Source organism: Roseofilum sp. SBFL, assembly GCF_017746885.1.
Lineage (GTDB): Bacteria > Cyanobacteriota > Cyanobacteriia > Cyanobacteriales > Desertifilaceae > Roseofilum.
Genome location: NZ_JAGHZH010000036.1, coordinates 12,342 through 25,628, shown reverse-complemented (window position 1 = coordinate 25,628; position 13,287 = coordinate 12,342). Strand labels below are relative to the sequence as shown.

General features: G+C 46.0%; 2 protein-coding genes. Both read right to left on the bottom strand.

Annotated elements, in window-relative coordinates:
* Positions 1-18: 18 nt before the first annotated feature.
* Positions 19-3,018, bottom strand: a complete 3,000-nt coding sequence (locus tag J7545_RS03805; protein ID WP_318719156.1) for a type I polyketide synthase — start codon at positions 3,016-3,018, stop codon at positions 19-21.
* On the bottom strand, positions 3,011-13,279 hold the full coding sequence (locus J7545_RS03800) for an SDR family NAD(P)-dependent oxidoreductase (RefSeq protein WP_318719155.1): 10,269 nt from the start codon (positions 13,277-13,279) through the stop codon (positions 3,011-3,013). Before J7545_RS03800 ends, J7545_RS03805 begins: the two co-directional genes overlap by 8 nt.
* Between the last annotated feature and the right edge of the window lie 8 nt (positions 13,280-13,287).

Here is a 13,287-nt window from a genome sequence, read left to right as displayed (position 1 = left end):
ATTTTTACTATTTTACTTTTAGCGAATTGTAGACTGTATTTCCTCCTCGGACATCTGTTCAACTTGAGTTGAAATCTCAGATACCTTTTCCCAATCACCAGCTAATAGGGATGCAAAGATGGGGGATTGACTTTGGGTCTTTAAAAACGATTCTAGTTCTAGATTCGACATGTTTTCAACCTGTTCTAAGTGGTGTTGAAACTCCTGTAACTGACCATTTTTAAAAGCTTGGATGGCTAATCTGGCATAATAATTAGGCATGATATCAGAAGAGGGTTTTTCTGCCAATTCAGGTATTTCTACCCAATAAGATTGGTGTTGAAATGGATAGGTGGGTAAGATGGATTTTTGACGAGTATAAGGACGATCGCCGCCTTTCCAATCGACTTTAATCCCTCTGATATATAACTGGCTTAAACTTGATAGGATTTGTTGCCAGTCCTGGATGGCTGGATGTAAGGACGGTAACCACAAAATTTCAGGCTCAGAAATGCAGTATCGTCCCATGCCTAATAAGATGGGTTTGGGGCCAATTTCGAGGAAAATTTTACATCCTTCTTGATGTAAGGTTTCCATGCTGGGGGCAAATCGGACGGGTTGACGAATATGATTGACCCAGTAACGAGCTGTAGCGATACTAGAGTCGGCGCGAGTTCCACTGAGATTGGAGATGAGGGGAATTTTAGGCACGTGGTAGGTGATGGAATTGGCGATCGCCTCAAACTCCGCTAATATGGGTTCCATTAACTGAGAGTGAAATCCATGGGAAACGTTGAGCAACTTAGTTTTAATCCCCTGGGACTCTAACTGGTTGCACCAATGGGTGATGGCGTTTCTGGCTCCAGAAATAACGACACTGGTCGGGCCATTAATGGCGGCAAGGGATATAGTAGGGTCGGAGGCGATCGCCGCTTTCACCGTTTCTTCGGATGCCATAACGGCTGCCATTGTCCCCTCTCCGGGTAAGTTCTGCATCAACTTGCCCCGTGCAGCAATCAGTTTTAAACCGTCTTCTAAACTAAACACCCCAGCGACGGTAGCGGCTACATATTCTCCCACACTATGACCCATCACCCAATTGGGTTTAATTCCCCAAGATTTCCACAGTTGAACGAGGGCATACTCTAAGGCAAACAATGTGGGTTGAGTATAGGCAGTTTGATCTAAGAGAGCATCTGAATCACTCGTCTGAGGATAGAGAAGGTCTAGTAAAGACCAATCGAGTTGGGAGCGTAAAATTTCGTCGCACTGCTCTAAAGCTTGGCGAAAAATGGGTTGAGTTTCATACAACTCTTTGCCCATATTTAAATACTGAGAGCCTTGTCCGGTAAAGAGGAAGGCAAGTTTAGGGGGTTTGGCCTCATTTTGCAGGTATCCCGACCATCGATTTTGTTCAGAACCTCGCAGTTTATCGAGTAACTCTTGTCGATCCTGAGCTAAAAGTGCCAGACGATGATTAAAATGCGATCGCCCCGTATTAGCCGTAAAGCAAATATCAGCGAGTTGTAATTCTCGATGGGTTTCCAAATGGGTTGAGTAGCGCTCAATTAACTCAGATAGGGCTTTTTCAGTTTTTGCAGATAGAGTTAAGAGATGGTAGGGACGCTCGAATTCTGCTTCACTTCGACTCGCTAGAGGCGCTTCTTCCAAGAGAATATGGGCATTGGTTCCACTGGCACCAAAAGAACTCACTCCTGCAATTCTCGTACCTTCTTTAACTTCCCAAGGGGTGAGTTGGGTGGGAATATAGAAGGAAGTCTCTGGCCAATTAAATTTAGAGGTAGGTTGTTTCAAGTGCAGATGAGGCGCAATCTGTTGATGTTGCAACTGTAAAATGACTTTCATCACCCCAGAAATGCCTGCTGCGGAAGCCAAATGACCGATATTCGTTTTCACTGAGGCGATCGCCAAAGGCTCCTTTCTCGCCCCGTCTTGGGCAAACACTTCCGCCAAAGATCTTAATTCAATGGGGTCTCCGAGGGGCGTTCCTGTGCCATGAGCCTCAATATAACTCACCTGAGAAGGATTCAGTTGGGCATTTCTCAAGGCTTGACGAATCACCTGCTGCTGGGAAGCACTATTGGGAACCGTAAAGCCACTGGTTGGCCCATCTTGATTGACCGCAGAGCCTCGAATGGTTGCTAAAATAGGGTCCCGTGAGTCTAAAGCATCCGATAGACGTTTGAGGACTAACATCCCACAACCCGATCCCCAACCCGCACCATCGGCACCCTCATCAAAGGTTTTACACCGACCATCGGGGGAGGACATTTGGGCTTGAGAGAGCCAAATAAAGCCATTCGGCAAAAGAAATAGGTTCACTCCACCGGCTAAAGCCATGTCACATTCTTTTTGGCGTAAGCTATTACAGGCTTGATGGAGCGCCACTAGAGAAGAAGAACAGGCTGTATCGATCGCCATGGAAGGGCCAGTTAATCCAAAGGTATAGGATAAGCGACCGGCTGCACCATATAAGGGTAAACCGGTTACTGCATAGGCTCCCATACTCAGGTCAGCGTTGGATTGTTTGGCAATCCAACTATATTCTGTGGCACTGATGCCCACAAAAACTCCGGTGGGACTCCCTTGTACTCGGTCGGGAATATTACCGCTCTGCTCTAAAGCTTCCCAACTGACCTCTAGCAGTAAACGATGTTGGGGGTCAATGGTCATCGCTTCTCGCGGTGAAATATTGAAAAAATGCGGGTCAAATTGGTCAATATTGTCCACACATCCTGCTTCACGGGTGTACATTTTCCCCGGAGTTCCCGGTTTGGGGTCATAGTAGTCATTGACATTCCAGCGATCGCCCTTGAATTCACTAATGCCATCGACTCCCTCAGATAAAAGATGCCAAAAGGCTTCCGGAGTATTTGCGCCTCCGGGAAAACGACAGGCCATCCCGACAATGGCGATCGCTTCCGTTTGGGCATTTTCCAGAGTTTTGATCTTATTTTTTAATCCTTCAATCACCAACACAGAGCGTTGTAAAGGGGAAAGTTCGCTAGATTTACTCATCGTTTTCAAGTCCTAATTCTGCCCATTCTTGATTAATCAAATCTTCCATCTCCTGTTCAGAAAGCTGCCCGACATCAACCGTTGATTCTTCAATCTCTCGTTCAAGAGACTGATTCGATCCCGATTTACTGATTTCTGCCTCCTCTCTATCCCAACCCATAACTTTTCGCCCGATATACTCCGCTAAACTCAAGATATTAGGAAATTCAAAAACTAATGTCGTCGGTAAAGCACAGTGGAAATCGGCTTCCAGACGAGTCTTGAATTCCACCGATGTTAAAGAATCCATCCCCATTTCAAAAAAGCCTTGTTCAGCCCTAGGCATTTGAGTTTCTTTGAGTCCCAAAACTCTCATCGTCTGTTGTTGAATATGACCAATGACTAAATCCATCCGTTCGCTCTCTGAAGCCTGATTCACCTGTTCCAGAATTTGACCGGTCTGCTCTTGACCTTCATGACTTAAAGATTGAAGCTCTATCTCCTCGAGCAGTAATCTGTGTCTCCCCATCTCATAAAGCGGTTTAAAGATGCTCCAGTCAATATCAGCCACCATCGCTTGGCCCTGCTTCCTCTGTAACATCCGGGTTAACGTTAATTTTGCTGTATCAGCAGACAACGCACACACCCCTCGTTTTTTAAATTCTGCCAACTCTGTTTCACCCCTTAAATTGCCTACTGATAAAACCCCCCAATTCAGAGTTAAACCCGATAATCCTTGGATTTGTCTGTAGCGGACGACACTATCGGCAAAATAATCCGATGCGCCTTGCTGTATCTGACCCGATAAACCCACCACAGCAGCCAAAGAAGAACAATTCACGAAGCAATCTAACTCGCGATTCTGAGTGATTTGGTGTAAATTCCATAGTCCTAATATACCACGATGAACTTCCATTTCTAATTCAGAAAATATTTTTTCTTTTATACCTTTAATGTTACTTATTTTGCCTGTATAAACAATACCTTTTAAGCAGATTTTATCCCTATCCAGTTCAGCAAAAACCCTTTGTACTTCCTCCCAACAAGTCAAGTCAGCTTGAATCCACCTGATTTGCGTATCCTGGTTTTGTAACTGATTAATTTGAGTGTTTTGATCCACTGATGGTTGCTCAGGACTGATTAAGACCAAATCTCGGAAACCTTGAGCTACCATCCACTCCGTTATGGGTAAACTCAAACCGCCTAATTCTCCAGCAACGATATAAGTAGCATTCCTATCCAAATTTTGAGATCTAGAGAACTGGCGATCGGGTTTAACCAATCGCTGAACATAACGAGATTGTCCTCGAAATGCAATTCGGTCTTCTCCTTCTGGAGTATCAATTTCTGTGCATAAAATTCGACTGGATTCATCCCAAGAAACCTGGGGATCTAAATCAATGAGTCCGCCCCATAACTCTGGATATTCCAGAGAAATCGTCAACCCCATTCCCCAGAGGAAAGATTGAGCTAATCCGGATAAAGATGAATCAGCAACAACCAGTTGTGAATCTTGTGTTGCGATCCATAAGCGGCAAGACGAGAGCCGGTTCAGTCGAGAGAGGCTTTGGACTAAATATAAAAGGCTTTGAGAGTGCCAGCTTAGATTTTCTTGAATCGCTTCTGGACTCATTTGATCTAAACGAGGGCTATCTAATCCCCAGAGATAAACGACATGGGTTTGAGTGGATGACGATAAAGAGAAGGAGGTCAATAGATCGTCAAATTCTTGAGGATTTTGGGGATTGATTCCCTCTCCTGGAACAACCAATCGATAGTTTTCTTGCCTGGAATCCAGGGTTTTAGCCAAAGCTTGACCTAAGCATTGTCGATCGGCAAAAATTAACCAGTTTTTCTCCAGGGATTGAGGAGAGGATTCGCCCGTTTTATCCGCCTGTGCAACGACTACTGCTTGCTGAGATAAAACCAAGGGCATCGGGTCAAATTCAGGAACAGTAATGGCTTGACTAAATCCCGTCTCTTGTAGCAGCTTTTTCCATTGTTCGCGACTCAATAACGGATAGTCAGGTCGCAGTTCTGTATCTTCAAATCTCCACCATCCTTCTAAGAGTCCAAAAATCAAATCCACCCATCTAATCTGAATATTGGCTTCTAATAAGATTAACAGTCCGCCAGGTGCTAAGAGTTGCCGCACATGGGATAAGGTTTCCTGTAAACTACGGGTAGCATGAAGGACATTAGCGGCAATAATAATATCGTAGTGATGGGACTCAACGCCTTGAGTATTGGGATTAACTTCGATGTCGAGAGTTTGATAAGTAACAAACTTGTAATCTTGGAATTTTTGTTGGGCTTTAGTGGTGAATAAACTGCCCACATCTGTGAAAAGATATTGGGTTTGTTCCGGCGCAAAATGGGGGAGGACTGAGCGGGTTGTGCCTCCGGTTCCGGCTCCAATTTCGAGAATTTTTATGCCTTGGCGATCGGGAATAGTTTTCAAGCTATTAACCACTACATTTTCGATCAACTCATTCATCACTTTGGCTGCTGGAGAGCCTTGATACATTTCAATGGCATCGGTAAAATCTCCTTGCGGAAAAACCAACTGCACCGGATCTATGGTGCCTCGTAAAACTTGGCTCAGTTGACTCGCGCAACGCCCAAGCAAGGTTAATTCAGCTTTAGCCGTGGGATATTGATTGAGAAGGTTTTGATGCTGCCTCTTAGGATTGATTTCTGGCAAGGGTTGGAGGACTTGCCAGTGGTGATTTTCCTGGTTTAAAATTCCCTCTTCTGCCAGGATTTGTAGCATCCGATTGAATAACCGAGAGGCACTGGGAAGGATACCGAATCGATCGATGAGAGTTGCTGTTTCTAATTGCTCTCCTACGGGGTAAGACCAACCGATTTCCTGTAAGCATTGAATGATATAGTCTACACTGAGGGATTCTAAATGGGCGGAAATTTCGGTATAGTTCTGTAGGTCATTCTCGGCTAAAAGGCGTTGAGACGTTGTATTGAGGGTTGAATATAAGTCTTGAGGAGAGGGCAAAAACTTAGCGGCTCGATCGCCAGAGAAATTGGCTTTTGGTTTCCAATGCAGTTCGTAGAGCCAAGGGGCAAGCGGATCGGGTTCAATTGGAGGATCTTGTGGATTGTTTTGATACTGTTTGAGGAGGTCTAGGAGTTTCGGCAGTAAGGCAATTTCGCTGGGGGATAGGTCACCGAACTGTTGCAAGTTTTGAGCTAAGATTTCAGGGGTTTCGGGCAGGGGAGGATTGGGGTTAACGGAACTCTGATTTTGAGTCAGAACTGAGTGAGGCGTTTTAAGCCAATATCGTTCTCTTTGGAATGGGTAGGTTGGTAAGGTGAGGGGTTTACGGTTCGGGAGGTAAGGGCGATCGAATCCTAACCAATCACCGTTGACTCCTCGGACATATAACTGAGCTAAACTTGATAAGAGTTGTTGCCATTCTTGACCTTGAGAGGATAAGGATAGGAAATAATTATCTGGCTTTTGAGGAGTCGAGTGTTGCTCTGTTGTCGATAAACTTGGGGTTTGCCCGAGTTCTAGGAAGAGATACTCTGCTTGTGCTTGTAAGGTTTGGATTTTTTCTGCCCATGGATAAGGGAGTTGGCGGGGGGTTATCCAGTAATCTGGTGTGGAGATAGGGGGGTGGGAGTCTGCGATCGCGAGAAGGGGAATACGAGGGGGAGAGTAGACGATCGCCTGAGCTATTGAGGTTAAGTGGGTTGAGTCTGCTGTGATTAAACGTAATGCGTCTTCTAGACTGAAGACTCCAGCGACGCAAGCGGCGACGTATTCTCCCACATCATGACCGAAGAGTAGATCGGGTTCAATGCCCCAAGACATCCATAACTGACAGAGGGCATATTCTAGGGCAAATAGAGCCGATCGCCGGATCGGTTGTTCAGGTTGGCTTTCTTGGGAGTGAGAATAGAGGAATTGTACGATCGAGCTGGGGAACTGAGAACTCAGGAGGCGATCGCATTCATCGATCGCTGCTTTGAAGATGGGGGACTGTTTATACAAGTTCTCTCCCCAGTTGCCAGAGTCTAAAGGTTCCCCAGGAAACAGAAAAGCGACTTTAGGGGAGGACATTAGACTGGGAAGATCTCCGCTCCAAAGCTCGGGGGTTTGTTGTCCGGTTTGCCAGCGATACAGTTTTTCTTGTAGGTCTTGTAGACTGAAGGCGATCGGAGCAAGTCGATGTTCGAGGTGAGCACGACCGGTGTTCAGACTGTAAGCTAGGTCTGCAAGCTTCACGTGGGGATGGGATTCGAGATGACGCTGCACTCGAGTGACTAATTCCTGAAGTGCCGTTTCGGTTTTTGCCGATAGGGTGACGAGATGATAGGGACGATCTGAGGGATTTACGGAGTAGTCTTGGGGATCTGGGGCAGGGGCTTCTTCCAGAATGACATGGGCATTGACTCCGGTAAATCCAAATGAACTCACGCCAGCATAGCGCTTTCCGGGAACGGTCCAAGGGGTGAGTTGGGTGGGGACGGCGATCGCCGAATTGTCCCAATCGATTTTGGGGTTGGGCTGATTAAAATTCAAATGGGGAGGAAGGGTCTGATGTTGCATCGCTAACACCACCTTCACGACTCCCGATATTCCGGCGGCGGCTTCTAAGTGGCCGATATTGGTTTTCACTGAGCCAACCCATAAGGGACAGTCTTGGGAACGTCCTTCACCTAACACCGCCGCCGCAGCATTGAGTTCGATCGGATCGCCTAAGGAGGTTCCGGTTCCGTGAGCTTCTAAGTAACCGATCTCTTGGGGGTCAATCTCCGCTTGGCGTAATGCTTGGCGAATTAAGCGCTGTTGAGCTTGACCATTGGGAACGGTGAACCCGCTGCTGGGCCCGTCTTGATTGACTGCACTGCCTCGGATGACTGCCAGCACTGGGTTACCGTCTTTTTGGGCATCTGACCATCGCTTCAAGATCGCGATCGCGCAGCCTTCCCCGCGACTGTAGCCATCTGCTGTTGCATCGAAGGTTTTGCACAGACCATCAGCCGAGAGCATATTAGCTTGGGAAGCGAGCAGATAGGAGGTGGGGGTCAGATGGAGCTTCACGCCTCCGGCGATCGCCATCTCACATTCTCCCAAGCGCAAACTATTGCACGCTTGGTGAAGGGCGACCAAGGAAGAAGAGCAAGCGGTATCAATGGCTATGGCAGGCCCCGTTAATCCCAGGGTATAAGACAGACGACCAGCCATGCCCGAAAAGGTATTGCCTACCCCAGCATGGAGAGCGATCGGACTATCTGGTTCTTGGGCTAAATGTTGATGGACTAATTCGGCATAATCTTGTCCATCATTACCAATAAATACACCAACAGGCTGTTGAGCTAACCGTTGAGGCACGGCACAGGCCCGTTCGAGAGCCTCCCAAGTGACTTCTAGAAGCAAGCGCTGTTGGGGATCGAGGGCAGTGGCTTCCCTGGGAGCAATGCCGAAAAACGTGGGATCGAAGCGATCGACTTCTGAGAGAAAGTTGCCGTAGGGAGTGGCGATCCGATCGCCTACGGACTCAAAATCCCAACGATCTGGCGGAATTTCTTGGCGCGTATTCGTTCCTGTGGCCAGCACTTGCCAGAATCGATCGAGGTCTGTTGCGCCTCCAGGAAATCGACAACCGATGCCAATAATGGCGATCGGCTCTTTGAGGGAGGAGGATGGAGTAGCCAACTGAGCGGGGGTTGGCGCTGGATCGACGGTTAATTGTTCTGTCGCCAGATAGTGACTCAGTTGCTCGATGTTGGGAAAATCAAACGTGAGCGTGGAGGGTAAGGAAACGCCCAACAGACGAGTCAGATTTGTCCCTAAGTCAACAGCCATTAGGGAATCCATCCCTAATTCAAAAAAGCCTTGTTCTCGGTTCGGCAGTTGGTTGGAAGATAATCCTAAGACTTTGGCTACTTCCTGTTGAACGCAGGTGAGCAATAACTCTTTTTGTTGATGTTTGGGTGCCGCTTGAATCTGTTGTAGGATTTCTGACGTTTGTTCTGGGCTTGAAGATTGAGGCAAATCAACAGGGATCTCATCTAATAGCCGTCGTTGCCGTCCCGTTTGATACAGTGGGGCTAATATCGTCCAGTCTACATTGGCGATGGTAGTCTGGGCACGTCCACTGTGCCAAATCTGTTCTAAAGCGGCGATCGCCTGTTGGGGAGATAAGGGATTGACTCCTCGTTTGCTTAACTCCTGTAACTCTTTTTCTCCAGCCATTCCGCCTCCTGACCAAGGTCCCCAGTTCACGGATAAACCGGGTAATCCTTGAGCTTGACGGTAGTGAACTAAACCATTTAAAAATGCATTGGCCGCACTATAGTGAGCTTGACCGATTGAACCCCATACCGCTGCAATGGAAGAGAAGGTAACAAAACAGTCTAGGTCTAGGTCTTGACTCAATTGGTGCAAATTCCAGCCCCCGAGTACTTTAGCTGCCATCATCTCTTGCAATTGACCCAGGGATATCTCTTCTATGGGTTCAATGGCGACAACTCCAGCGGCATGAATGATACCTTTGAGGGGGCGATCTCGACTCTGATGTTGTCGGATAAGCGAGAGTTGTTGGAGATCGCGCACATCTGCCAAAACAACCTGTACTTCAACTCCCTCCTCTTCTAATGCCCGAATTTTAGCCTGTTTCTGGCCGGAAGGTTCGTGACGGCTGACTAACAGGAGATGTTTTGCCCCTTGATTGACCATCCATTGCGCCGTATGCCATCCTAACGCTCCCGTTCCTCCTGTAATTAAATAAAGTCCATCTGGATCTAGAACCACCGGTTTTGGCTCAGACACCGGTAATTGAAGTAAACGAGAACAATAGATCTGTTCTCCTCGCACTGCCAAACGATCTTCCTTGTCCAGATTATCAATTAAACGCCATAATTTCTGCCCTTCATCCTCTTGTTTTTCCCGATCTAAATCGACTAATCCTCCCCACAATTGAGGATGTTCTAACGACAGCACTGTACCCAATCCCCACAAAGACGATGTCGCCACATTCACCCTTTCCGGAGTTAGTGAAACAGATTGCGCTCCACGGGTAACAATCCATAATTTTCCTAAACTCGTGCCTTTCAGCAAGGCTTGCACTAAATGTAAAATTCCACCACAGCCAAAATCCTGAGCGACTTTTAAACGCTCTAAGTTCAACTGCTCGGTTGGCGGAGTATCCAAGCTCCACAAATAAAGGATGTTTTCAAAGTTCTCTCGCCCAGCTAATTTTAGATTTTCTAATAAGTCTTCAAAATCTTGCGGATGTTCCGGATTAACTCTATATTCATTTTCTGCGATTTGTTCATAACCACTTCCCTTATAAACCCAACTAACCTTCTTATTTTTTTCTCGCAGCAGAGTTCCTAATGAATCGCTCAAGCTTTGACAATCGTCAACAAAAATCAACCAATTCCCTGGAGGACATTCGACCGATTCCTCAACCGGATCAAGCAGTTGCCATTGCAGATGATAAAAATATTTTCCCAAATCCAGACCCCGATCTTTCTGGATTGTTTTATCCTGCCGATCGGATTCAATCCAATAGGTTTTTCCTTGGAAAGGATAGGTCGGTAAATCAACTTTTTTTCGCTTATAGTCTTGCCAAAAATGCAACCAATCGATATCCACTCCTTGACTATAGAGTTGCCCCAGACTCGATAAAATCTGTATAGAGTCTTCTATCCCAGGACGCAAAGAGGGCAGCCAAATTCCTTTATTTTCAGGTAAACATTGACTCCCCATTCCCAGTAAGATCGGTTGCGGGCCAATTTCCACAAATACTCCATAACCCGTCGTACCTAACGTCTCCATACTTTGGGCAAAACGTACCGACTCTTGAATATGATTCACCCAATAAGTCGCAGTGGCGATATCCCGATCGACTTTTGTCCCGGTTACATTAGAAATAATGGGAATACTGGGTTGACGATAGTTGACTTGACGAGCAATGCTGGCAAATTCTTCTAAAATGGGTTCCATTAACGGAGAATGAAACCCATGGGAGACTTGTAAAAATTTGGTTTTAATATTTTCTTTTGCTAAAGCTTGGGCGATTTTTTCGAGACTAAGCAATTCTCCTGAAATCACCACATTACTCTGTCCATTAATAGCCGCAATACTGACTTGATTTCCATAGGCTCTAATCCAATCTCTCACCCGATATTCTGCGGCTCTGACTGCCAGCATTCCTCCTCCTTCTGGCAACTTCTGCATCAACCGTCCCCGTGCGGCAATCAGTTTGAGTCCTTCTGCTAAATTAAAGACTCCTGCCACACAAGCCGCCACATATTCACCGACACTATGACCCATTACACTATCGGGTTCAACTCCCCAAGATTTCCACAGTTGAACCAAAGCATATTCTAAGGAAAATAAGACGGGTTGCGTATACTGAGTTTGATGAAGGAGATCTGAAACGTTAGGGTCTACTTCATCAGGATAAAGCACATCAATCAGGGAATAATCTAGCTCAGTCTTCAGGATGCGATCGCACTCTTGTATCGCTTTCTGAAATACTGGCTCAGTTTCGTACAACTGCCTTCCCATATTCAGGTACTGGGAGCCTTGTCCAGTAAACAAAAAAGCTAGTTTAGGTGCTTCTCCACTGCTGAGAATTTTCCCGACGCTCCTATCTTCTTTCTCCTGTTCAGCATCCTGGAGATTTTGTATTAATTCTTGCTTGCTAGAAGCTAGGATTGCTAACCGATATTTGAAATGGGCACGTCCTGTATTAGCACTATAACAAATATCATTCAGTTCTAAATCAGGATAATCTTGGATATGGTTTCTATATCGATTCACTAAGTCAGATAATGCGGGTTTTGTTTTCGCAGAAAGAGTCAGTAAATGATACGATCGCTCCGACTCTTGCCGGGGAGACTTCACCTTGATATGGGAGGCTTCTTCCACAATTACATGGGCATTACTACCACTAAAACCAAAGGAGCTAACTCCAGCAATTCTGGATTGATTTTCAGTCGTCCATGGCATGACTTGAGTCGGCACTTGTACCGGTGTTTCTGACCACTCAATATAAGGATTTGGGTTTTGAAAATGTAAGTGAGGAGCAATTGTTTTATGTTGAAGCTGCAAAACAACTTTAATTAAACCCGCAATTCCTGAAGCCGCTTCTGCATGACCAATATTTGTTTTTACCGAGCCAATGAAGACCGGATTTTGGGGGGAGTGACTGTCTTTAAAAATCGCTCTTAAAGCCCCAACTTCAATGGGGTCGCCTAAAGCCGTTCCTGTACCATGAGCTTCAATATAGCTGACTTCTTTTGGGTCTAGTTGGCTATTCTTGAGAGCTTGAGCAATTACCGCTTGCTGTGAGATGCCGTTGGGAACGGTTAATCCACTGGTCTGACCATCTTGATTGATGGCTGTTCCTCGAATAATTGCTAATACCCGATCGCCGTCAGCTTGGGCATCAGATAAACGTTTGAGGACAACTATTCCACAGCCTTCACTGCGCACAAATCCATCGGCTTTAGCATCAAATGTTTTGCATCTGCCATCAGCCGATAACATTCTGGCTCTAGAATGGTTGATATGAATTAAGGGTGAAATCAGGAAATTTACACCGCCGGCTAGAGCGACATGGCTTTCTCTATTTCTTAAGCTGGCACAAGCTAAATGTAGGCTAACGAGTGAGGATGAACAGGCGGTATCTACAGCAAAGTTTGGCCCGACTAATCCTAAACTATAGGAAAGTCTTCCTGATGCGGTACTATTGGCATTCCCGCTAATCATATAGGCATCAATTTCTTTGAGGTCGCGACTAGCTAACTTTTGCAGATAGTCATGGGTACTAATGCCAATGAAAACCCCTGTTTTGGTTCCCATTAAATGTTGGGGATTAATGGTGGCATGTTCTAAGGCTTCCCACGTGACTTCTAAAAGCAATCGTTGCTGAGGATCGAGAGAGGTTGCTTCTTTCGCTGAAAGGTTGAAAAATTCTGCGTCAAATTCTTTTAATGGGTTGACAAAACCCCCAGATTGTGTGTAGATTGTGCCGGGAGTTTCTGGGTTAGGGTCATAGTAGTCTTCGAGATTCCAGCGATTTTGAGGAATTTCTGTAATCGCATCGGTTCCTTCAGATAAAAGGTTCCAGAAGGATTCTGGGCTATTGACTCCTCCTGGAAATCGACAGCCTAGACCGACGATCGCAATTGGCTCTTGATGAGAGTTTTCTAGTTTCTTGAGTTTAGATTCTAATTTTTCTATGGCTAAGAGCGATCGCTGTAAAGGAGTTAATTGTCGTAGCTTGTTGGCTTTGTCCATGATGTACC

Excerpts from the sequence above, each read along its gene's own strand:
- J7545_RS03800 (WP_318719155.1), bottom strand. The coding sequence starts at position 13,279 with ATGGACAAAGCCAACAAGCTACGACAATTAACTCCTTTACAGCGATCG.
- J7545_RS03805 (WP_318719156.1), bottom strand. The coding sequence starts at position 3,018 with ATGAGTAAATCTAGCGAACTTTCCCCTTTACAACGCTCTGTGTTGGTG.